This is a genomic window from Nonomuraea sp. N2-4H (assembly GCF_045291505.1).
GTDB classification, from domain to species: domain Bacteria; phylum Actinomycetota; class Actinomycetes; order Streptosporangiales; family Streptosporangiaceae; genus Nonomuraea; species Nonomuraea fastidiosa.
Genome location: NZ_CP147987.1, coordinates 6,253,076 through 6,276,580, shown reverse-complemented (window position 1 = coordinate 6,276,580; position 23,505 = coordinate 6,253,076). Strand labels below are relative to the sequence as shown.

At 69.7% G+C, this 23,505-nt stretch carries 14 protein-coding genes and 2 pseudogenes; 7 read left to right on the top strand and 9 right to left on the bottom strand.

Annotated elements, in window-relative coordinates:
* Positions 1 to 105: 105 nt before the first annotated feature.
* The 4 genes from glgX (at position 106) to WBK31_RS28690 (ending at position 7,636) form a co-directional block, all read left to right on the top strand.
* On the top strand, positions 106 to 2,199 hold the full coding sequence (glgX, locus tag WBK31_RS28705) for a glycogen debranching protein GlgX (RefSeq protein ID WP_364060858.1): 2,094 nt from the start codon (positions 106 to 108) through the stop codon (positions 2,197 to 2,199).
* Entirely contained in the window at positions 2,192 to 4,339 is a 2,148-nt protein-coding gene (treY, locus tag WBK31_RS28700) for a malto-oligosyltrehalose synthase (protein ID WP_406673452.1), read from the top strand. Before glgX ends, treY begins: the two co-directional genes overlap by 8 nt.
* Positions 4,329 to 6,083: a malto-oligosyltrehalose trehalohydrolase gene (treZ, locus tag WBK31_RS28695; protein WP_406673451.1), complete on the top strand. Its 1,755-nt coding sequence runs from the start codon at positions 4,329 to 4,331 to the stop codon at positions 6,081 to 6,083. Before treY ends, treZ begins: the two co-directional genes overlap by 11 nt.
* 191 nt (positions 6,084 to 6,274) lie before the next feature.
* Positions 6,275 to 7,636: a hypothetical protein gene (locus WBK31_RS28690; RefSeq protein WP_406673450.1), complete on the top strand. Its 1,362-nt coding sequence runs from the start codon at positions 6,275 to 6,277 to the stop codon at positions 7,634 to 7,636.
* A gap of 92 nt (positions 7,637 to 7,728) precedes the next feature.
* Here WBK31_RS28690 and WBK31_RS28685 read toward each other — a convergent pair whose 3' ends face one another.
* The 8 genes and pseudogenes from WBK31_RS28685 to WBK31_RS28650 form a co-directional block, all read right to left on the bottom strand.
* The gene (locus WBK31_RS28685; RefSeq protein WP_406673449.1) at positions 7,729 to 9,321 is read right to left on the bottom strand and encodes an FAD-dependent monooxygenase; all 1,593 of its coding nucleotides are present in this window, start codon (positions 9,319 to 9,321) and stop codon (positions 7,729 to 7,731) included.
* A gap of 1,385 nt (positions 9,322 to 10,706) precedes the next feature.
* A complete protein-coding gene (locus WBK31_RS28680; RefSeq protein ID WP_364060873.1) occupies positions 10,707 to 10,997 on the bottom strand; it encodes an MTH1187 family thiamine-binding protein in 291 nt (96 codons plus the stop codon).
* Positions 10,998 to 11,652: 655 nt separating this feature from the next.
* Positions 11,653 to 11,979 carry a hypothetical protein gene (locus WBK31_RS28675; RefSeq protein ID WP_364060876.1) on the bottom strand — a complete coding sequence of 109 codons (327 nt, stop codon included), beginning with the start codon at positions 11,977 to 11,979 and terminating at the stop codon, positions 11,653 to 11,655.
* A 10-nt stretch (positions 11,980 to 11,989) separates the two neighbouring features.
* On the bottom strand, positions 11,990 to 12,667 hold the full coding sequence (locus WBK31_RS28670) for a uracil-DNA glycosylase (RefSeq protein WP_364060879.1): 678 nt from the start codon (positions 12,665 to 12,667) through the stop codon (positions 11,990 to 11,992).
* A 488-nt stretch (positions 12,668 to 13,155) separates the two neighbouring features.
* Positions 13,156 to 14,067 carry a carbohydrate ABC transporter permease gene (locus WBK31_RS28665; protein ID WP_364060882.1) on the bottom strand — a complete coding sequence of 304 codons (912 nt, stop codon included), beginning with the start codon at positions 14,065 to 14,067 and terminating at the stop codon, positions 13,156 to 13,158.
* Positions 14,064 to 15,439: pseudogene (locus tag WBK31_RS28660) on the bottom strand (carbohydrate ABC transporter permease). The gene WBK31_RS28665 and the pseudogene WBK31_RS28660 overlap by 4 nt, the downstream one beginning before the upstream one ends.
* A 12-nt stretch (positions 15,440 to 15,451) precedes the next feature.
* Positions 15,452 to 16,776: pseudogene (locus tag WBK31_RS28655) on the bottom strand (ABC transporter substrate-binding protein).
* Between the two features lie 7 nt (positions 16,777 to 16,783).
* On the bottom strand, positions 16,784 to 18,031 hold the full coding sequence (locus tag WBK31_RS28650) for an ABC transporter substrate-binding protein (RefSeq protein ID WP_364060886.1): 1,248 nt from the start codon (positions 18,029 to 18,031) through the stop codon (positions 16,784 to 16,786).
* A gap of 130 nt (positions 18,032 to 18,161) precedes the next feature.
* Between WBK31_RS28650 and WBK31_RS28645 the strand changes: the two genes are divergently transcribed.
* From WBK31_RS28645 to WBK31_RS28635, 3 genes are read left to right on the top strand one after another with little or no spacing between them, the layout of a single operon-like run.
* A complete protein-coding gene (locus tag WBK31_RS28645) occupies positions 18,162 to 18,668 on the top strand; it encodes a PadR family transcriptional regulator (protein WP_364060889.1) in 507 nt (168 codons plus the stop codon).
* The gene (locus tag WBK31_RS28640; RefSeq protein ID WP_364060892.1) at positions 18,665 to 19,393 is read left to right on the top strand and encodes an ABC transporter ATP-binding protein; all 729 of its coding nucleotides are present in this window, start codon (positions 18,665 to 18,667) and stop codon (positions 19,391 to 19,393) included. Before WBK31_RS28645 ends, WBK31_RS28640 begins: the two co-directional genes overlap by 4 nt.
* The gene (locus WBK31_RS28635; protein WP_406673448.1) at positions 19,390 to 21,657 is read left to right on the top strand and encodes an FtsX-like permease family protein; all 2,268 of its coding nucleotides are present in this window, start codon (positions 19,390 to 19,392) and stop codon (positions 21,655 to 21,657) included. Before WBK31_RS28640 ends, WBK31_RS28635 begins: the two co-directional genes overlap by 4 nt.
* Here WBK31_RS28635 and treS read toward each other — a convergent pair.
* Positions 21,644 to 23,407: a maltose alpha-D-glucosyltransferase gene (gene treS, locus WBK31_RS28630; RefSeq protein ID WP_378790190.1), complete on the bottom strand. Its 1,764-nt coding sequence runs from the start codon at positions 23,405 to 23,407 to the stop codon at positions 21,644 to 21,646. The genes WBK31_RS28635 and treS overlap by 14 nt on opposite strands.
* Positions 23,408 to 23,505 lie beyond the last annotated feature (98 nt).

Here is a 23,505-nt window from a genome sequence, read left to right as displayed (position 1 = left end):
AGTGATCACGGGCGTGGCGTGGGAAGGAACAGGGTCGTCCGGGGGGCGGGCTTGTCGCGTGGAGCGGGGGAACGGAACATGGGGAAAGACCGCAAGGGAGCCTCGATGATCGAGATCTGGCCGGGAGACCCCTATCCGCTCGGGGCCACGTACGACGGGGCCGGCACGAACTTCTCGCTTTACACCGAGGTCGCGGACAAGGTCGAGCTGTGCCTGTTCGACGACGACAACGTCGAGTCGCGGGTGCCGCTGACCGAGGTGGACGGCTTCATCTGGCACGGCTACCTGCCGGGCATCGGGCCCGGCCAGCGTTACGGCTACCGCGTGCACGGGCCGTACGACCCGGCGCGCGGGCTGCGCTGCAACCCGGCCAAGCTGCTGCTGGACCCGTACGCGATGGCCATCGAGGGCGGCGTGCAGTGGCACGAGGCGGTCTACGGTTACCGCTTCGGCCAGCCCGACTCCAGGAACGATCTCGACTCGGCGCCGTACGTGCCGCGCTCGATCGTCATCAACCCGTTCTTCGGGTGGGGTCATGATCGGCCGCCGGCGACGCCGTACCACGACACGGTGATCTACGAGGCCCACGTGCGGGGGCTGACGATCAGCCACCCCAAGATCCCGAAGCATCTGCGCGGCACGTACGCGGCGCTCGGCCACCCGGAGATCCTCGACCACCTCACCAAGCTGGGCGTGACGGCGATCGAGCTGATGCCGGTGCACCAGTTCGTCACCGATCACATCCTGGAGCAGCGCGGCCTGTCCAACTACTGGGGCTACAACTCGATCGGGTTCTTCGCCCCGCACAACCGCTACTCCAGCCAGGGGCAGCGCGGCGGGCAGGTGCTGGAGTTCAAGGCGATGGTGCGCTCGCTGCACGAGGCGGGCATCGAGGTGATCCTCGACGTCGTCTACAACCACACCGCCGAGGGCAACCATCTCGGGCCGACGCTGAGCTTCCGCGGCATCGACAACATCAACTACTACCGGCTGGTCGAGGACGACCCGCGCTATTACGTCGACACCACGGGCACCGGCAACAGCCTGCTCATGCGCTCGCCCCACGTGCTGCAGATGATCATGGACTCGCTCCGCTACTGGGTCATCGAGATGCATGTCGACGGGTTCCGCTTCGACCTGGCCTCGACGCTGGCCAGGGAGCTGCACGAGGTGGACCGGCTGAGCGCGTTCTTCGACCTGGTGCAGCAGGACCCGGTGCTGTCGCAGGTCAAGCTCATCGCCGAGCCGTGGGACGTCGGCCCCGGCGGCTACCAGGTCGGCAACTTCCCCTCGCGCTGGACGGAGTGGAACGGCCGCTACCGCGACACCATCCGCGACCTGTGGCGCGGCCAGCCGGCCACGCTGCCGGAGTTCGGCTCCCGCTTCACCGGCTCCAGCGACCTCTACAAGGACGACAGCCGCCGCCCCGCAGCCTCGATCAACTTCGTCACCTGCCACGACGGGTTCACGCTTCAGGACCTGGTGTCGTACAACCACAAGCACAACGAGGCGAACAAGGAGGGCAACCGCGACGGCACCGACGACAACCGGTCGTGGAACTGCGGCGAGGAGGGCCCGGCGGGCATCGCCGTCGAGTCGCTGCGCGAGCAGCAGAAGCGCAACTTCCTCACCACGCTGTTCCTGTCGCAGGGCGTGCCGATGCTCTCCCACGGCGACGAGCTGGGCCGCACCCAGAAGGGCAACAACAACGGCTACTGCCAGGACAACGAGCTGACCTGGGTGGACTGGTCCGACGTCAGGGAGAACTGGCTGCTGCTGGAGTTCACCCAGAGCCTGGCGGCGCTGCGCAAGAAGCATCCGGTCTTCCGCCGCCGCCGCTTCTTCTACGGCAAGCCCGTACGCGGCCTGAGCGACATCGCCTGGCTCACCCCGGCAGGGGAGGAGATGACCGACAGCGACTGGAACGTCGGCTACGCCAAGTCGCTGGCCGTCTTCCTCAACGGCGACGCCATCACCGAGCCCGACCGGCGCGGCCGGCCGATCAGGGACGACTCGTTCCTGCTGCTGTTCAACGCGCACCACGACACGATCACGTTCACGATCCCCAAGGACTATGGCGAGATGTGGCACACCGAGATCGACACGGCCATGCCGATCAGGCTCGACGCTCGCATGGTGAAGGCGGGGGACGCCATCGACGTGCCGGGCCGCAGCGTACGGGTGCTGCGCCGTGCCTGAGCCCGCCGTGGTGAAGCCCACGTCCACGTACCGGGTGCAGCTCACCCCCGACTTCGGTTTCGCGGAGGTGGCCGAGATCGCCGGCCAGCTGCGCGACCTCGGCGTCAGCCACGTCTACCTGTCGCCGATCCTGCAGGCCACGCCCGAGTCGCGGCACGGCTACGACGTGACCGACCACTCCCGCATCAGGGAGGAGTTCGGCGGCGCGACCGGCTTCAGAGAGATGGCGCAGCAGCTCGCCGCGCACGATCTCGGCATCGTGCTGGACATCGTGCCCAACCACATGAACACGATGAACGCCGCGTTCTGGTCGGTGCTGAAGGACGGGCCGGAGTCGCCGTACGCGAACTGGTTCGACATCGACTGGGTGGACGGGAAGGTCGCGCTGCCCGTGCTCGGCGACGACGTGGAGCCCGTCGTGGACGGCGACGTGCTGCGCTACCACGAGCACGCGTTCCCGTACCCGGGCCACTACCGGCTGGTCGACTGGCGCGAGGGCCCCGGCTACCGGCGCTTCTTCGACGTGTCGTCGCTGATCGGGCTGCGCGTCGAGGACCCGGCGGTGATGTTCGCGACCCACGAGGTGATCTTCTGGCTGCTGGACGAGGGGCTGGTGGACGGGCTGCGCGTCGATCACCCCGACGGCCTCGCCGACCCGCGCGGCTACCTCGAACGCCTGCGCGCCCGCGCGGGCAACGCATGGACGGTGGTCGAGAAGATCCTCATCGGACCCGAGCGGCTGCCCGCCGACTGGGCGTGCGACGGCACCACCGGCTACGACGTGCTCAACCGGGTGGGCGGCCTGTTCGTCGATCCCGAGGGCAAGGAGCCGCTGATCGAGCTGTTCACCCGGCTGACCGGCCAGCCGGCCGACTACCGGCAGGTGATGGCGCAGGCCAAGCGCGAGGTGATCGACCTGTTCTTCGGTGCCGAGGTGGAGCGGCTGGCCAGGGTCACCTCGTGCGCGCCCGAGGCCGTGCGGGAGCTGCTCGCCGCGATGCCGGTCTACCGCGCGTACGTGGTGCCGGGCGAGCCGCCGCCGCCCGAGTCCGTCGAAATCGTCGAGCGGGCCGCCGCGACCTGCTCGCCCGCCGTCCGCCCGCTCGTCCAGGAGGTCCTGTACGGCTCCGCCGAGTCGATCGTGCGCTTCCAGCAGGCGTGCGGCCCCGTCATGGCCAAGGGGGTCGAGGACACCGCGCTCTACCGGTGGTTTCCGCTGGCCTGCCTCAACGAGGTGGGCGGCGAGCCGGACGTCTTCGGAATCCCGGTGGAGGAGTTCCACGAGTTCTGCGCGCGGATGCCGCCGTACGCGATGACCACGCTGTCCACTCACGACACCAAGCGCTCGGAGGACGTACGGGCGCGGCTCGCCGTGCTGTCGGAGATGCCGGGGGAGTGGGCGGCGGCCGTGGCCGAGTGGTCGGCGCAGGTCAGCTTCGACCCGCACCTCGACTACCTGGCCTGGCAGAACCTCATGGCGGCCTGGCCGATCTCCGTCGAGCGCTTCACCGACTACCTGCTCAAGGCGGCGCGCGAGGCCAAGACCGCGATCTCCTGGGTCAGCCCCGACCCCGCCTACGAGCGGCGGCTGCGGGCCTTCGCCGAGGCCGCCGTGCGCCTGCCGGTCGGCGGGTTCACCGAGCGCATCGACCCGTACGCGATGTCCAACTCGCTCGGGGCCAAGCTGGTGCAGCTCATGATGCCCGGCGTCCCCGACGTCTACCAGGGCAACGAGACCACCGACTTCTCGCTGGTCGATCCCGACAACCGGCGGCCGGTGACGTACCCGCGCAAGCCCGAGACCGCATGGGACTCCGCCAAGCTGCTCGTCACCACCCAGGCGCTGCGGCTGCGGCGGCGGCTCGGCGGCGAGGCCGCGTACCTGCCGCTGCGGGCCGAGGGCGAACGCGCCGGGCAGGTGATCGCCTTCGCCAGGGGCGACCGGCCGCGCGCCGTCGCGGTGGCGACGCGGCTCCCCGTACGCCTGGCCGCCGCCGGCGGATGGGGGGCCACCACGCTGACGCTGCCCTCCGGCACCTGGAGGGACCTGCTCACCGGCTGCCTGCACACCGGTCGCATCCCGCTCGCTCACCTGCTCGGTCAGTACCCGGTCGCACTCCTGGAGAGACATGATCTTTGAGGTCTGGGCACCGAAGGCGACGGCGGTGGAAGTCGAGACCCTGGGCTCCCGCCGGGCGATGGAACGCGGCGAAGGAGGGTGGTGGTCGCTGGAGGTCGCGGAGGCCGGCCACGGCACCCGGTACGCGTACCTGGTGGACGGCGACGGCCCCTTCCCCGACCCGCGCTCCCGCCGCCAGCCCGAGGGCGTCTTCGGGCCGAGCGCCGTCTACGAGCACGACCGCTTCACCTGGTCCGACCACGACTGGAAGGGCCGCGACCTGCGCGGCGGCGTGATCTACGAGCTGCACATCGGCACGTTCACTCAGGAGGGGACGTTCGCCGCCGCCATCGAGAAGCTGCCGCACCTCGTCGAGCTGGCCGTGGACTTCGTCGAGATCATGCCGGTCGCGCCCGTGCCCGGCACGCGCAACTGGGGCTACGACGGGGTCGATCTGTACGCGGTGAACGAGACCTACGGCGGGCCCGACGGGCTCAAGATGTTCGTGGACGCCTGCCACCGGGCCGGGATCGGCGTCATCCTCGACGTCGTCTACAACCACCTCGGGCCGTCCGGCAACTTCCTGCGGCCGTTCGGGCCGTACTTCGCCGGGTTCGAGGGCAGCTACTGGGGCGAGGCGGTCAACCTCGACGGGCCCGGCTCCGACGAGGTGCGCCGCTACTTCATCGGCAACGCCTTGCAGTGGCTGCGCGACTACCACATCGACGGGCTGCGCCTCGACGCCGTGCACGCGCTCCACGACCGGCGCGCCACCCATCTGCTGGCCGAGCTGTCCGCCGAGGTGGACGCGCTGGCCTGCGCCGTCGGGCGTCCCCTGGCGCTGATCGCCGAGTCCGACCTCAACGACCCCCGCATGGTCCGCTCGCTCGACGCGGGCGGCCTCGGCATGACCGCGCAGTGGAACGACGACGTCCACCACGCCCTGCACTGCGCGGTCTCCGGCGAGAGCCACGGCTACTACCAGGACTTCGCCGATCTCTCCGCGCTCGCCAAGGTGCTCACGCAGGGGGTCGTGCACGACGGTACGTACTCCAGCTTCCGCGCCCGCTCCCACGGCGCCTCCTTCGCCGGCGTCCCCGGTCATCGGCTCGTCGCCTGCCTGCAGAACCACGACCAGATCGGCAACCGCCCGCTCGGCGACCGGCTCTCGTTGACGGCGCTCAAACTCGGCGCCGGGCTGCTGCTCACCTCGCCGTTCACGCCGATGCTGTTCATGGGGGAGGAGTGGGGCGCGCGCTCGCCGTTCCTGTTCTTCTCCGACCACGTGGACCCCGAGCTGCGGGAGAGCGAGGGGACGCGGCGCGAGCGGGAGTTCGTCGGCTTCGGCTACCGGTGGGACGCGCCCGATCCGTCCGACGAGGAGACGTTCCTGCGCTCCAAGCTCGACTGGAGCGAGGTGAAGGAGGAGGCGCACTGGTCGCTGCTGTGCTGGTACCGCGACCTGATCGCGTTGCGCAAGGCCATGCCCGAGCTGTCCGACCCGCGGCTCGACCGGGTGCGGGTGGAGATCGATCCTTTGTCGCGGTGGCTGCTCATGTGGCGGGGGACGCTGGCGGTGGCGGTGAACTTCGCGGACGAGACGGTGACGGTGCCGGTGGGGAGAGGGCCGGTGGGGAGAGGGCCGGTGGGGAGGGGACCGGTGGGGAAGGGGACGGTGCTGCTCGCGTCGGACGAGCCGGTGAAGTACGACGAGAACGGCCTGCGCCTCCCCGGCCAGTCACTAGCGATCACCCGCCCCGCCTGACCCTCGTACGCACGGGCCAGAGGACTGTCCACAGACCGCGCCGCCCCGCAAGTACCTGTCCACAGAATGGGGTTCGGATCCTCGGGCCCCACCCGCCTTCGCCGATCCTGGGTGCCTCCTGATCCGGAGCTCGGCTCCCTTGGCCGGATCGTCGCAGCCCGTTCACCCACGTTTCCGCGAAGGCACGACCAATGAAGATCACTCTCCCTCTGCCTGCGACGACGACCTGCCGCTTCGTCGTCGCCATGGAGCACCTGCCGTTCGATCCCACGTCCTTCATCCCGTGGCGAATAGGCGCCCCCTACCGGCGTGCGGCGATCACCGCCGCGTCCACCGGCATGCTCACGGTGACCCACCACCCCACGCCGTGGAGACCGGCGGGCACCGGCCTCACCGATGACGACAGACGCCGCCTGCGCCGTACCAAGCAGCACCTCGTGGTCACCTCGACGGCACCACCGCACCGGCTGCCCACCGCCGCGCAGGTGGCGAGAGCGGCGGCCAGAGCCCTGGCCAAGGAGTGCGACGGCATCCTGATCGACCCGCTGACCGCTACGACCATCCTCACCTGCGGCCGCTGCTCGGGCGAGCCCACCCACTTCCGCCTCACCGACGACTGGCTGTCCTGGGACGTCCAGGTCCACGACGCCGCCACCTGCCCGCCCTGGGACCCCGCCGACCCGGGCGCCTGCGACTGCCTGCGGGTCACGTCGAGGGGCCTGCGCCGCTTCGCCCTCCCCGAGATCACGCTCGACGGCGCCTCCTGCGCCCACAGCCTCTGCGCGACCAACCTCCTGCGCACGGTCGCCAGCCGCCTGGTGACCGACCACCTGTCCTACCTCAACGCCCACCCGGGAGCCGCCGCCCGCAAGATCGACGACTTTCTCCGCATCCACCCCTCTGACCTGCCGGACGGCGGCCTGCCCTTCGGCGTTCAGCTCACGCCGTACGACGCCGACGCGGGCGAGCTGGGCCGCACTGGCAGCATCCGCCGCCTCAAGATCGGCCCGGCCCCCGGCGCCGGCCGGATCACCTGCCTCAAGGTCGGCCCGCCCTCGGGCTTCAGCGGCTCACTCAACTCCTGGCTCTGCGCCACCCAAGCTGGCCGCCACGCCCCCGTGGCTCGCTCTCAGGCCACCATCACCACCCCCGCCCCCGACCCCCGCACAGCCGCGACCGCAGAGACCTCAGGCACCCCGGCCCCTGCCGCCGCAACGGCAACCGTCGCCTCGCTCACGCCCGCCACCGGTACGGCTGCTGCCACGGGAGATTCCGGCGCTCCGGCCTCGGCCCCCTCCGTCACACCCGAAAGCCACAGCGCCGTTGCTGCCGAGGGCTCTTTCACCTCGGCCCCCGTGACAGTGCTCGCTTCCGATGCCCGCACCACCGTTCCTGCGGAGGAGGATCCTGCCGACTCGGCCACCGTCACCTCGCTCACCCCCGCTACCCGAGCTGCGCGCAGAACAACTGGTCCAGGCGAGCACGCCGCAGAGATCGCATGCGACCTGAGCAGGCTGGATCCTGGCGACTTCGACGCCGCCATGGCCGCATGACCCCCTTGGTGAGGGCCCGAACCTGCCGGTCGGCACCCGCCCGCGCAGGACCCCGCAGAGTCTCCTCGATCAGAGGCCGGGCGAGTCCGGACTCAGCGGCTGAGGATGCGGCGGAGGACGCGTTCCAGAGTGCCCATCGGGTCGGGGCCGGCCTCGGGGGAGCGCCAGGCCACGTACCCGTCCGGCCGGACGAGGACGGCCCCGCTCTCGGTCACGCCGTACCGCTCGGTGAAGCGCCCTTCCACGTCGATCAGCTCGTCACCCACGAGCAGCCGGGTGAGGCGGATCCCGAGCCGCTCCTTGACCAGCCGCCCAGCGTCCATCCACGCCTGACCGCCGGGCTTGGCGGCCAGCAGGACGAACCCGGAGCCGAACAGGTCGATGGTGGAGATCCGCTGGCCGGCCCAGTCGAGCACGACGTGCGGGGCGCGGCTGCCGGGCCGCCCGGTCGGGACGCGCGGGTCCTCAAGAAGCGAGCCGTCGTCGCCGGGCTCGTCGATGATGGCCGTGGAGTGGTAGCGGCGGCCGAGGAGCACGCCGACCGGGTCCTTCAAGGGCTCGGGGTAGCCGACGCGGGCCTCGGGCGGCATGCGGACGCCGAGGTTGGCGAGCTGCGCGTCGGCCATCAGCTCGCCGATGGGACGGCGCTCGGCGTCGTAGGTGTCCAGGAAGTCCGGTCCCGCCTGCCCGGTGAGCACGAGCCAGAGCCGCCAGGCCAGGTCGCAGCCGTCCTCGAGGGCGGTGCTGCCGCCCTGCCCGCCGGTGGGCGGCATGGTGTGGGCGGCGTCGCCGGCGAAGAACACCCGCCCGACGCGATAGGTGTCGGCCAGCACGTGGGAGATGCTGAACACGGGCCGGTCGAGGACGCGTACGTCGAGGTCCGGCCGCCCGGTGGCCAGGCGTACCAGCTCGACGCAGCGTTCGTCGGTGAAGTCGGCCTCGGTCTCGCCCTCCTTGAGGTTGACGCCGAGCACGTGGCACCCGGTCCCGGTGCCGGTGACGATCACGCCGGTGAAGACGTCGTTCTGCAGGTACCAGAGGGTGACCTCGCGGTCCCTGACCAGGCCGGACAGGTCGGCGTCGAACATGATCGAGCACAGCCGGCTCAGCGGGCCCTTGCCGGAGGTCGGGACGTTCAGCGCTTTGCGGAGCGGGCTGCGGGAGCCGTCGGCGGCCACCACGTAGTCGGCCCGTACGAGGCGGTCGCCGTCCTTGTCCCTGATCCGCGCGGTCACGCCGGTGCCGTCCTGCTCGAGGGAGATCAGCTCGGTGGAGAAGCGCAGGTCGGCGCCGAGGTCTTCGGCCTTCCTGCGCAGGATCCGCTCGACCTCCGCCTGCGGCGCGCCCACCCTGGGGGCGGGGCTGAGGTCGGACAGGAAGGCGAGATCCTCATCCTCGTGGATGATCATGTGGGGCTGCGGGTCGGCCAGGCTCGAGGCGATCGCGATGCGCATGTCGTCCCCGATGCCCGCCCAGACGGCGTTCAGCTCCTCCTCGATGCCCGGTACGATGCGCAGGAGTTCGAGCGCCTGCGGCCCCACCCCGAACGCCTTGGGCTGCACGGACGTGCTCGCGTGCCGCTCGACCAGCATGACGGGGATCTCGCGCCAGGCCAGGAGCGTCGCCGCGCTCAAGCCCGCGTACCCGCCGCCGACCACCAGGACCGGCACTCGCTCTTGCTCCATTGCCCGCTACCTCCGAGTCGCGTACTATCGCGTTTACGTGAGTCACGATATGTCGCGTGCATTGCGACAGTCAAGATATATCTCGACTTCGGTCTCTGCGATCTTTGGGGACTGCTCGGTGTCGTACGTGCCGTACGGCCCTGGCGTTCTAGCCAGTCCCTGGGCGGAGCGAGCGGCGCACAGCGTTCCCGAGCCGAGCGGAGGAGGTGGCGGTCGGCCCTCCTGTTCGAGACGGGAGCCCACCGGCGGCTTCACCTCGAAAGTCGCGGCTGCCCTGTTCGCGTCAGGGGCTCACCGACGGTTCCGCCTCGGAGGCCGCGGGGTGCCCGGTTCGCAGCAGTTGACCCATCGACGGCTTCCATCTCGAAGGTCGGTCGCAGCGGTCGCGGAGGGGTGCCCGGCGGCGCGAGTCACCGCAGCGCGTCCGGGCGGTACAACGGGAGGCGACGGCGGTGAAGAACGCCATCCGATTGCGGAACGGCAGCGTCCGGTCGAACCTCACGCCGGCAGGCTCGACGTTCCGGTCTTCGTACAAGGGACCTTGGCCGCCTCCTCCTTCGACGCCCGCGGCACGACGACGCGGTCAGCCGACTGCGGCGGCGCGGCGGTGCGGTCAGCCGACTGGGGCGTGGCGGTGCGGTCAGCCGACTGCGGCGTGGCGGTGCGATTAGTCCACCGCGGTGTGGTGTCGGTGCGTTTAGTCCACGGGGGTGTGGTGGCGGGGTCAGCCGACGACGGCATGGCGGTGCGGCCGGCCGATCGTGGCGTGATGGTGAGGTCAGCCGACGGTGACGCGATGGTGGGGTCGGCCGATCGCGGTGTGTCGGTGCGGCCGGCCCACCGTGACGCGAGGGCATGGCCAGCCGGCTCTGGCGTGACGGCGCGCCATCATGATCGGGACGCCACGATCGCCACCATAGAGCGGGTCTGCTCAACGGCGTGTGTGCGACCCTGCTTGTCCTGCGCCGTCGGCCTTGCGATCAGGTCGGTGGTCCGGTCTGAGCGCTCAGGCTACGACCGGTCCGAGCGGTCGGGTTGAACGACCAGTCCGAGCGGTCGGGCCGAGCGGTCGGGCCGAGCGGTCGGGCTGAACGGTCGGTCCGAGCGTCGGGCTGAACGGCCGGTCCGAGCGGTCGGTCCGAGCGTCGGGCTGAACGGCCGGTCCGAGCGCTCGGAGGGAACGCTGGGCGGTTGAGGTGGGCTGAGGGGGCAGACGGCGGGCGCGAGCCCCGGCCACGTATGCGTTCGGCGCGGAGGCCGGCGCGAGGATGGCGAGCCCTTAGATGGCGGCGGTGCAGGTCAGCGCAGTCCCGGTGCTCAGGGGCCAGCCGGCCGAGGAAGGCGGCGATGGCCGTACCGAGCAGGGCTGAGTGCGAGGCCGGAGATCAGGAGAGGTGGCGTTCGAGGGATTCGAGCTTGGACGTCATGCCGTCCGTGACGCCTTCCCTGATGTCGGCCTTCAGTACGAGGCTGACCCGCGGCGCCACCTCGGCCACCGCGTCCACGGCGCGCTTGACGACGTCCATGACCTCGTCCCACTCGCCTTCGATGGTGGTGAACATCGCGTCCGTACGGTTGGGCAGCCCGCTGTCGCGGACGACCTTGACGGCGCGGGCGACGTGCTCGGCGACTCCCTCGCCGACGCCCAGCGGGGTGATGGAGAATGCGACGATCATGGGAGCTTCCTCTCGGCGATCTCAGAAGCAGATCCTAACCAGCGAGCGCCCATGCCCTTCCTGGGGCCGAGTCCTTCTTGCGGGCCGAGGTGCCTCTGTGGGCCGAGGTGCCTCTGTGGGGTGAGGTGCTTCTATGGGCTGAGGCGTTCCTGTGGGCGACGTGGGAAGGCCGTTGCGTCGCCGCAGACCCTCTTTCCGCCAACCCGTCTTCCGATACCGCCTCCTCCGCACTCCCCTTGCTAACGCCTCCTTCGCAGACCACGCTCCCTCGAATTGCGCTCCTGTAGGCCGTCTCGGGTGGGTCGCCGCGGGCCTGGGCCGTGCTCCTGTGGGCTGTTTTCGCGTGGATGGCGTTAGTGCGGTCGTGCTCGCGTGGATCGCGCTGGTGCGGGTCGTGCTCGCGTGGGTGGTGCTGGACGGGCTGTGCTCGCCTGGGTCGTGCTTGTGTGGACCGCGGGCCGTGGCCGGCGCTCCCGTGAATCTTGAGCTCGGCTGGAGAAGCGCACCAAGGTCAGACGGGTGAAGCCGACACCTGTCCTCAGCCGGCCGTCTTGCCTATGCCGGGGGCGTTCGAGTCGGGAAGGGGGGAGTGGGGGGAGGGTGATCGAGCGAAGAGCCACGACGCTCGGAAAACGCCGTGGCCGCCGCCGTACGGTCACGCGTGGTCGTGCTCTTCCTCGTCCTCTTCCTCGCTCGGCCCCTCGGACGGCTCGACGCCGAGGACGGCTTCGCGAGGTTCGATCTCGTCGATGTGGTCGACGAGCTGCAGCACGTGATCGGGTTCGATCAGCCACTGCAGGGCGGAGGCGCCGCTGTCGTCGGATGCGACCAGTTCGGCCTGCTCCGTGCGCTCCTCCTCGGTCAGGTCGGCGTCGGGGTGCCTGATCTCACGCAGCGCCGCCGCCTGAAGCGCGTCCATGTCGAGCACTTCGACGGTCAGCTCGACCGTGAGGCGCAGGAACTTCGGTTCTTCATCACTCATGGCGACGATGCTAGGGCAGCTTCCACTCGACAGGCGCGGCGCCTTGCTGGATGAGGAGCTCATTGGCACGGCTGAAGGGCCGCGAGCCGAAGAAGCCGCTGCGTGCGGAGAGCGGGGAGGGGTGGGCGGACTCGATGCGCGGGACGTCGCCGAGCATGGGGGCCAGGTTGCGGGCGTCGCGGCCCCACAGGATGGCGACCAGGGGCTTGCCCCGGGCGACGAGGGCGCGGATGGCCTGCTCGGTGACCTCTTCCCAGCCCTTGCCGCGGTGGGAGGCGGGCTTGCCCGGCATGACGGTGAGCACCCTGTTGAGCAGCAGCACACCCTGCTCGGCCCACGGGGTGAGGTCGCCGTTGGAGGGGCGGGGCAGGCCGAGGTCGCTCTCCATCTCCTTGAAGATGTTGACCAGGCTGCCCGGCAGCGGCCTGACGTCGGGGGCGACGGAGAACGACAGCCCGACGGGGTGTCCTGGCGTGGGGTAGGGGTCCTGCCCCACGATCAGCACCTTGACGTCATCGAAGGGCTGGTTGAAGGCGCGCAGGACGTTCGCGCCGGCGGGCAGGTACTGCCTGCCTTCGGCGAGCTCCTTGCGGAGGAAGTCGCCCATCTGGGCGATCCGATCTGCGACGGGCTCCAGCGCGCGGGCCCATCCGGCTTCGACGACTTCGTGCAGTGGACGACCGGCCATGAAGGTTGAGCTTAGTCAGGTCTGGTACGGCTTGCCGCCGAAACGTCTGCCCTGGCCGTACCAGAATGATCACAAGGGAGCCCTGCACCGTCCTGGGCGCCGGCCCATCCTCGCAGGCGGCACATCCCGTGCTGGGGGCGAAGACGAGGGTGGAGGAGGTCCTGCGAGGGGCGCGGGCGGCGGGTGCCGGTGACGTACTGACGTCCCAGCGGTGGGTGCCGGTGACGTGCCGACGTCCCGAGACGAGCGAGCGTCCGTATGCGAACGCGCCAAGACGCACCAAGACGCGCCGAACGCGCCAAGACGCGCCGAACGCGCCAAGAGGCGCCCACGCGCCCGAGGCGCACGAACGCCCACTTGCCGAACGTGCCTAAGACGCGTCCACGCGTCGAGCGCGCCCAAGTCGCGCGCCCACAGCCCTCGAAACGTGCGAGCGCCCGCCCACCCCGAGCGGGTGGGCGGGCGCCTCCGTCAGCCGGCGTGGCCCGTCACTTCACGGAGCCGGCCATCATGCCCTGGACGAAGTACCGCTGGAACGCGAAGAACAAGATCAGCGGAATGATCAGCGACATGAACGCGCCCGACGACAGGATGTCGACGTTCGATCCGAACTGCCGCATCTGAGACTGCAGATACTTGGTCATCGGCTGGTTGCCGGTGTTGGCGAAGACCAGCGCGATGAGCATGTCATTCCACACCCACAGGAACTGGAAGATGCCCAGCGAGGCGATGGCGGGCTTGCCCAGCGGGAAGACGACCGAGCGGAAGATCTTCCACTCGGAGGCGCCGTCCATGCGGGCGGCCTCCAGCAGCGAGGCGGGGATGCCGACGAAGAAGTTCCGCAGCAGGAAGATCGCGAACGGCAGGCCGAACGCGACGTGGAACAGCACCACGCCGGGGATCGAGCCGAAGATCCCGGTGGCGCCGTAGAAGGACGCGATGGGGATCAGCGCGATCTGGATCGGCACGATGAGCAGGCCGACCACGACGAGGAAGGCGAGGTCGCGGCCGGGGAAGTCGACCCAGGCGAAGGCGTACGCCGCCATGGCCGCGATGCCGATCACCAGGATCGTGCTGGGCACCGTGATGAGGACGGTGTTCCAGAACGAGGCGGTGAACCCGCTGCCGAGCAGGTTGGCGTAGTTCTGCAGGGTCAGCTCGGCCGGCTTGGTGAAGATCGTCCACCAGCCTTCGGCGTTGTTGACCTGCGTCGTACGCAGCGAGACGACGAGCAGGCCGAGGGTCGGCACCAGCCAGAACAGGCCGAGCAGGATCATGACGACCTGGACGACTCCGCCGCCCACGCGATCGACGATCTTGCCCAGCGTGCCCCGCTGCGGCGCGCCCGAGGCCACCCCCGACGGCGCGCCGGAGGATGCGGTGGCGGTCGCGGTGGTCATGACTCTCCCCTCCGGAACCGTCGGATGTTCATGATCATGAAGGGAAGGACCAGGATGAGCAGGAAGACGGCCAGTGCGCTGCCCAGCCCCTGGTTGTTACCGCCGCCGAACGACACGCGCCACATCTCGAGCGCGACCACGTTCGCCTGCGGCTGCACCGAGGACGGGGCGATGATGAACACCAGGTCGAACACCTTCAGGGTATTGATGATCATCGTCACGAAGACGACGAGCAGGACCGGCGACAGCAGCGGCACGGTGATCTTGCGGAACACCTGCCACTCCGTGGCGCCGTCGATGCGGGCGGCCTCCAGCGCGTCACGCGGGATGCCCGCGAGGCCGGCGGCGATGAGCACCATGGCGAAGCCGGCCAGACCCAGACGAACGCGCCGATGATCGCCGGGGTGATGAGCGTCGGGCCGAGCCAGGTCAGGCCGTTGTAGGCGGCCTCGAAGTTGTCCTTCGGCAGCCGTACGGTGTAGGCGCCGTCGGCCAGGCCCTCGAAGCGGAAGGTGCCGTCGGCGGCGGTCGTGGCGGTGGCCTTGACCTCGCCGTTCTGCACGGCCTCGACGGTCATGCCGGGCAGGCCCTTCTCGGTGCCGTCCACGACGTTGGTCTGGCCGCCGCCGCCCGGCGTGAAGTCGAACCACACCGTTCCGGACAATCCCGGTCCGGCCGTGGCGGCCTTGGCGGGCTCGGCGTCGGCGGGCAGCACGTCCGGCTTGACGCCGACGATCGGGATCAGCACCGGCTGCCCGGTCTGGACGGGCTGCTTGGTGACGACCGCGCCGTTGTCGGCGGCGACGGGCGACTGGTCGCCCTCGCGCGGACGGGCCTCGGGGTAGCCCTGCGAGGAGGAGAACGTGTCGTGGACGGTGGTGAGGATGGCGTTGGCCAGGCCCTTGTCGGGGTTCTCCTCGTAGACGAGGCGGAAGATGACGCCCGCGGCCATCAGGGAGACGGCCATGGGCATGAACACAATCAGCTTGAACGCGGTGGCCCACTTGATCCGCTCGGTCAGCACCGCGAAGATCAGTCCCAGCGTGGTGACGATGATCGGTGCGACGACGACCCAGATGAGGTTGTTGCGGATCGTGGTGAGCATGCCCGAATCGGTGAAGATCGTGGCGTAGTTGCCCAGGCCCACGAATCCGGTGCCCGCGGCGTCGAAGAGGCTCCGGAAGATGGAGTAGACGATCGGATAGACCACCCAGATGCCCAGCAGCAGCGCCGCTGGGAGGAGGAAGGCGATGGCGACCGCCGGGGAGGGGCCGAGGCGTTGTCTCGTGCGGGGGGTTTCAGCCGGTCCGGTGGGAGGCTCGCCCGCGGTGGCCACGGGCGAGTCCTGCCGGCCGTCCAACCGTTCGGTCACGGCCTTACCTCTTTACTTCCAGGCCTTCTTGGCCTCGGCTTCGAGCGCCTCCTGGGTGCCCTTGACATCGCTGGGGTTGCGCAGGAAGTCCTGCAGGACCTTCCACTCGCCCTTGCCGTCCGTGCCACCGAACGCGCTGGGGGCGAGGTCGGACATGTCGTAGCGGACCGCGTCACCGGCGGAGACGATGGTCTGGCCGAGCTGCTTGGTCAGCGGGTCGGGGTAGTTGTCGGGGGAGACGTTCTTGTTGGGCGACAGGTAGCCGGGGAGCTTGGCCCAGACCTCGCCGCCCTCCTTGGAGGCGAGGAACTGCACCAGCGCCATCGCGCCGGGGCTGTCCTTCATCGCCACGGCGACGTCGCCGCCGAGCACGACCGGGGTGGTGTCACCGGCCTTGGGGAACGGGAAGTACTTCGCCTCCTCGCCGACCTTGGCGCCCGACTGGTCGGCCTCGACGGCCACGAAGTCGGCCTCGATGACCATGGCGGCCTTGTCGGTGCCGTACACCTTGCTGACGCAGGTGGGGAAGTCGGTCTGCATGGTGCCGGAGGTGCCGTCGACCAGGAACTCGCTCTTGGAGACGATCTGCTGGATCTTCTCCAGGGCGGTCTTGACGGAGTCGTCGGTCCACGGGATCTCGTGCTTGGAGAGCTTGTCGTAGTTCTCCGGCCGGCGGTGGACAGGTAGACGTTCTCGAAGAGGTCGGTGAGCGTCCAGCCGGAGGCGCCGCAGAACGAGAACGGCGGGGTGCCGGAGTCGGCCAGCGTCTGCGCGGCCTTGACCATCTCGTCCCAGTTGGTGGGCGGCTGCACGCCGGCGTCCTCGAACGCCTGCGAGCGGTACCAGACCAGCGACTTGTGCGCGGCCTTGACCAGCACGCCGTACACCTTGCCGTCGACGGAGCCGAGCTCCTTCCAGTACGGCGTGTAGTTGGCGTCGATCTCCTTGATGACGTCGTCGGTGAGCGGCTTGAGCGCGCCCTGCTCGGCGTACTGCTGGACCAGGCCCGGCTGCGGCAGGATGGCCACGTCGGGCGGGCTGCCGCCCTGGATGCGCGGGCCGAGGTAGGCGCCGGTGTCCTCACCGGTGGAGGCGTAGGTGACCTCGGCGCCGGTCTTGTCGGAGAAGGCCTTGAGCACCTGCTCGAAGTTCTTCTGCTCCGCCCCGGTCCACTTGGCGGCGACTTCGAGCTTCACGCCCTGGAGCGGCTTGGCGCCGCCGTCGGACGCGGAGGCCGACTCCGACGCCGTGGGCTCCGTGGTGGTCGGCGCGTTGCCGCAGGCGGCGACGGCTACCGCGAGCCCGGCCAGGATCGCTGCTGCTCTGCCTTTTCGCATGGCTGCCTCACTGGGTTCTGATGATCTCTTCGAGTTCGGATTTCATGGAGGCCGCCACGTCGTCTGCGGCCCCGGGGGAGGGATTGCTGAGCGCTTCGGCGACCGAACTGGCGATCACGAGGCTCAGCTGGTTGTAGTTGGCGCTCACCGGCCGTGGCCGGGCGGCGAGAATGCTCTCTTTGAGCACGGGCAGGTAGGGGAAGCGCTTGATCAGCGCGGGGTCGTCGTAGAGCTCGGCCCACACGGGCGGGAACGAGCCCTCGGTGAGGACCCGGCGCTCGTTCTCCAGGCTCGTGAAGTAGCGGATGAACTCCTGCGCGGTCTGCTGGTGCTTGGAGAAGGCGCTGACCGCCAGGTTCGCGCCGCCCAGCGTGCTGGAGCCGGGGCCGTTCAGCCCGGGCAGCCGGGTCACGCCCAGCTTGTCGCCCAGCTTGGCCCTGGCCGGTCCGTACGCGTGCGGCCAGTTGCGGGCGAAGGCCAGCCGTCCCTCCTGGAACGCCAGGCGGGACTCCTCTTCCTTGTAGCTCAGCGACTCCCGGGGGATCCATCCCTCGCGCAGGCCCTGGAGCAGGAACTCGATCGCGGTCGCGCCCTTGGCCGGATCGAGGGTCACCTCGGTGCCGTCGCGGTTGACGATCTCGCCGCCGGCCGACTGGACGGCTTCGGAGAAGTTGACCGTGAGCCCCTCGTAGGCCAGGAACTGCCCGGCATAGCCTCCTATGTTGTGCTTTTTCGTGATTTGGCGGGCCTGGTCGCGTAGCTCGGCCCATGTCCTGGGCGGCTTCTTGACCAGGTCCTTCCGGTAATAGAGCAGCCCCGCGTTACTGGTGAACGGGACGGCCCACAGCTTGTCCTTATAGATCGCCGTCTCCACGACGGGCGGCAGGAACCTGTCGAGCGGGAACAACCCGCGCTCCAGGGGGATGATCCAGCCGTTCTCCGCGAATTCGGCGGTCCAGAAGACGTCAAGCCCGAGCACGTCGTACCGGCTGCTCTGGGCCTGGAGGTTCGCCGCCATCTGAGCGCGTTGCTCGTCGGCGGCTTCGGGCAGCTCCAGCAGCGTCACCTTCTCGGCCGGGTGGGCCTGGTTCCAGCGATCCAGCAGGGGTTGCAGGTACGCCGTGGTGTCGCGTCCGGTGGCGAAGGTGATCGGGCCTGTTCCGCTCGTTCCCTTTTCGCCGCCGCCCGCATCGCCCGTCGCCGCGCAGCCGGCCGCCAGGAGCACGGCCAGGAGCAGCGGCAGCGGACGAAGCACCCTGTTTCCTCCGTGTTCAGAGTGTTTTACATACGTGTTAGGTAGATGGATTCATGTTATGCACACCTGTAATCTGTAGGTCAACGGATTGCTTCGTAACGCCTACGTAACAGGACGCGGGGAGGTGGCGGTGCGGCTTCACCTGCTAGCGCTCCTGGCCAAAGAGCCGGCTCACGGCTACGAGCTCAAACAGGCACTGGAGCAGACCTTCGGCAGTGCCTATCCCTCCCCCAACATCGGCCAGATCTACGTCACCCTCGGCAGGCTGGAGAAGGACGGCCTGGTCCGGTCGGTCGACGTCGAGCAGTCCAACCGGCCCAACAAAAAGGTCTACTATCTGACCGCCAAGGGCCGGGAGGTGCTGGAGGCCTGGGTCGACGAGCCGACCGAGGGTCCCCGGGTGCGCGACGAGTTCTTCATGAAGCTCGTGCTCGCCCCCCTCACCGGCATCGCCGACCGGATGGTCCTGATCAACCGCCAGCGCCGCCACTATCTGTCACTCATGAGCGATCTCAACGACCTCCTGGCCGCCACCTCGCCGACGGACCGCGTGGCGATGCTGCTCATCGAAGGAGCCATGCTGCATCTGCAGGCGGATCTTGACTGGCTCGAGAGGTGCCAGGAGGATCTGGCATGAGCTCGGTTGTGAAAACGGTCAATCTGGTCAAAATCTACCAGGATGGCGCGGTGCCGGTTCCCGCGGTGCGCGGGGTGGACCTCCAGGTCGAGCCGGGCGAGTTCGTCGCCATCATGGGGCCGTCGGGCTCGGGGAAGTCCACGCTCGTCCACATGCTGGGCGGGCTCGACGCGCGTACGAGCGGGGAGATCTGGCTCGACGGCAAGCGCGTCGACACGCTGTCGGAGAGCGCCTGGGCGCTGCTGCGCCGCAAGAAGATCGGCTTCGTCTTCCAGTTCTTCAACCTGGTCGCCAACATGACCGTCGGCGACAACGTCGAGCTGCCCGCGCTGCTGGCCGGGGCCTCGCCCAAGGTCGCGCGCGAGCGCCGCGAGACCCTGCTGACCGCGCTCAACCTCAGCGACAAGGCCGACGCCGCGCCCGCCCAGCTCTCCGGCGGCGAGCAGCAGCGGGTGGCCCTCGCCAGAGCGCTGGCCAACCAGCCCAGCCTGCTGCTGGCCGACGAGCCCACGGGCAACCTCGACAGCCGCAACACCCGTGACGTGCTCAACCTGCTCAGCAAGGTCCACAAGGAGGGACAGACCATCGTCATGGTCACCCACGACGCCCGCGTGGCGAGCCTCGCCGACCGGGTGGTGTCGCTGTTCGACGGCGAGATCGTCGACGACGGCCGCATCGCCCGCCGCCGTACCCGCACCGCGGGCGAGGTGATCGACCTCCGATGAGCGCGTCACTGGCCGGAAGCCGGTGGATCAGGGCCGATCTACGGGCGAGGAAGGGCCAGGCCGCGCTGACCGTGCTGGTCGTGGCCGGCATCGTCGCCGCGCTGATCACCGCGGCGACCCTGCTCGAAGAGGGCACGAACCCGTGGCGCAGCCTGTTCGCCCAGACCGACGGCGCGCACGTGTGGCTCTACACCAAGGACAGCCCCCAGGTCGCCCTGGGCGGCATCGACGGCGTCACCCAGATCGCGGGCCCCTACCGGTCGGCCCCCGTCACCGTGGCGCAGAACGGCAAGAAGGAGCCGGCCGCGCTGCGCGCCATGCCGGCCACCCCGCCCGCCGTCGCGCATCCCGTGGTCTCCGAGGGCAGGTGGCTCGATCCGTCCCAGCCCGACGGGGTGGTGGTCGAGCGCTCCTTCGCCGAGTCGCTGGGGTTGCGCATCGGCGCCCCGTTCACGATCATCGCGCTCAGCGGCGAGCGGCACACCCTGTACGTACGCGGCATCGCCGACTCCGCCGAGCAGGGCTTCTACCCCGAGTGGACGCCGGGCCTGGCGTACGTGCTGCCGCTCATGCTGGACCGCATCGAGCCCATGCTGGGCCGCAGCGAATGGGTGACCGGGCTGCGCCTGGACGACCCTGAAGCCTCCCAGGTGGTCTCCCAGCGCGTCGTGGTCATGCTGGAGGACCGCCTCCAGCGCGTCTACACCTGGCGCGAGGTACGCGCCGCCATGGAGCTGGACAACCGCCTGCTGGGCACGCTGCTCGCGCTCTTCGGCGTGGTGGGCATCGTGGCCGCCGCGCTCGCGCTGGCCAACGCCGCCGGCGGCCGGGTGCTCGGGCAGCTCCGCGACCTCGCCACGCTCAAGTCCATGGGCTTCACCAGGGGCCAGATCGCGCTGCTGCTCCTGGTCGAGCACGGCGCGCTCGGCCTGCTCGGCGTGGCCGTCGGCACGGTGGCGGGCTGGGCGCTGATGGTCGCCCTGCTCGGCCCCACCTCCGTCGCGCCCGTCCCCGTGCTGGCCATCGTGGCGGGCACGGCCCTGCTCGTGCTGGCCGCCGTCGGCGTGCCCGCCTGGCGGGGCGGCCGTACGCCGCCGATCCCCGCCGCGCCCGCGGCACCGCCCCAGGGCCACCTGTCCAGGCTGGCCCGCCTGGCCCTCCTCGTACGCCTCCCGCCCGCCCTCGTGCTCGGCACCCGTGACGCCTTCACCCGCAGGGTGCCCGCGTTCCTGACGGCGTTCGGGCTCGCCGTGCCGATGATGATGATCACCATCGGGCTGGGCGTGTGGGCCACGCTGGACAACTTCCTCGCGCACCCCGAGCAGGTGGGCCAGCACGCCGCGCTCTACGTACGCCCCGGGAAGATGGAGCCCGCCGCGGCCGAGCGGCTGGCGCAGCAGGACCGCGACGTCAGCGCCGTCTACGCGGGCACCGACGTCAACGCGCTCGCCCCCGGAGAGGCCCGCTCGGTCAGGGTGCGGGCGATCGGCAGCTCCACCGACCCCTACCCGTTCCCGGTGGTCGAGGGCCGCATGTACGACCGCCAGGGCGAGGCCGTGGCCGGTCAGGGCCTGCTCGACCTGCTGGGGGTCAAGATCGGCGACCGGGTGCGGCTCACGGTGGGCGGCACCCCGCTGATCGTCAGGATCGTCGGCAGGACCGTCGAGCCCGAACAGGACGGCGAGGTGCTCTCCGTCGGCATCGACAGCCTGGCGGCCAAGGACTCCGTGCCGCCCGAGTACTACGCGCTGGCGCTCAAGCCCGGCGCCGACCCCGGCGAGGTGCGGGGGAGGCTGCTCGCGGAGTCGGGGGAGAGCCTCGACGTGCAGGTGGCCGTCAACCCGGCGGACCGGCTGTCGATCATCCGCGTGGTGATCGTGGCGATGATCGCCGTGCTGGCCCTCATCGGCCTGGCCAACCTCCTCACCGCCAGCGCGCTCGGCCTGCGCGACCACGCCTTCGACCTGGCCGTGCTCAAGGCCATGGGGCTGACCCCGCGCCAGGTCATGGCCACGCTCGTGACCGGCACGGGCCTGCTGGTCGTGCTCGGCGTGGGCGTGGGCGCGGCGGCGGGGGTCAGCGTCGTCACCGGTCTGATCGACCTTCAGGGCCACAACAGCGGCGTCGGCGCGGGCATCGGCCGCGCGCCGTCGCCGCTGACGCTGGCGGTCACCGTACTGGTGGCCGTGGGCACGGCCCTTGCGGTCGCGCTGATCCCTGCGCGCCGCGCGGCCCGTGCCCAGGTGCCGGTCACTTCCCGCTGACCGTCTCCAGCTCGCCCTCACGCGCCTCAGACGCGGACTGCCCTGACTGCGCCGTCTGCTCGTCCTTCTTGAGCGCGAACCAGTAGAAGCCGTGCCCCGGCAGCGTGAGCAGGTAGGGCAGCTCCCCGATGCGCGGGAACTGCACGCCGCCGCGCGCCTCGACCGGGATCCAGCCCTCGAAGCGGCGCAGGTCCAGCTCCACCGGCTGCGGGAACTTCGACAGGTTGTTGACGCACAGCATCACGTCGTCGCCGTCCTCGCGCACGTACGTCAGCACGCACGGGTTGGACGACCACATCTCCGTATACGCCCCCACGCCGAACACCGGGTGCTGCCGCCTGATGGCCAGCATCCTGCGGGTGAAGTGCAGCAGCGACCCCTCGTGCCGCTGCTGGGCCTCCACGTTGACCGCCTGGTACCCGTAGATCGGGTCCATGACCGCGGGCAGGTAGAGGCGGCCAGGGTCGGCCGTGGAGAAGCCGGCGTTGCGGTCGGGGCTCCACTGCATCGGCGTGCGGACCGAGTCGCGGTCCTCCAGCCAGATGTTGTCGCCCATGCCGATCTCGTCGCCGTAGTAGATGATCGGCGAGCCGGGCAGCGACAGCAGCAGCGCCGTGAACAGCTCGATCCGGTCCCGGTCGTTGTCGAGCAACGGGGCGAGACGCCGCCGGATGCCGAGGTAGGCCCGCATGCGCGGGTCCTTGGCGTACTCCTTGTGCATGTAGTCGCGCTCTTCCTCGGTCACCGTCTCGAGCGTCAGCTCGTCGTGGTTGCGCAGGAAGATGCCCCACTGGCCGTTCTCGGGCAGCTTGGGGGTGCGGGACATGATCTCGGAGATCGGCTCGCGGGTCTCCTTCTTCACCGCCATGTAGATACGCGGCATCAACGGGAAGTGGAACGCCATGTGGCACTCGTCGCCGCCCGTCGTCGGGTCGCCGAAGTACTCCACAACGTCCTCAGGCCAGCCGTTGGCCTCGGCCAGCAGCACGCGGTCGGGGTAGAGGCGGTCGACCTCGGCCCGGATCTTCTTCAGGTACGCGTGCGTCTCCGGCAGCCCGGCGCAGGCCGTGCCCTCACGCTCGAACAGGTACGGCACCGCGTCCAGGCGGAACCCGTCGATGCCCAGGTCCAGCCAGAACCGCAAGACCTCGAGCATGGCCTCCTGCACCGCCGGGTTGTCATAGTTCAGGTCCGGCTGGTGGTGGAAGAAACGGTGCCAGTAGTACTGCTTACGCACCGGGTCGTACGTCCAGTTGGACTCCTCGGCGCCGACGAAGATGATCGGCGCGTCAGGGTAGCCGCCGGGGTGGTCGGCCCACACGTAGAAGTCGCCGTACGGCCCTTCGGGGTCATGCCGGGATGCCTGGAACCAGGGATGCCGGTCGCTGGTGTGATTCATCACGAGGTCCGTGATGATCCGCAGGCCGCGGCTGTGGGCGGCCTCGACCAGCTGTACGAAGTCCCCCAGGTCCCCGAAGTCCGGAAGGATCTTCATGTAGTCCGAGATGTCATAACCGCCGTCGCGCAGCGGCGACTCGTACAACGGCAGCAACCACAGGCAGTCGACACCGAGCCACTTGAGGTAGTCAAGCTTCTCGATGAGACCGCGAAGGTCACCGGTCCCGTCGCCGTTGGAGTCCTTGAACCCCCGGACGAGAACCTCGTAAAACACCGCCCGCTTGTACCAGAGCGGATCCTCCGAGATGAAGTCCTCGGAGACCGGCTCCGGCGTTGGGGATGCGTTGATCATGATGTCGCTCACAGGAAGAGATGTGGGCAGGACGAAGTCACCGGTTACCCCGGCGTTGTTGATTGGTGACCGCGCCGCGTGGGGTCGTCATCCCTGCG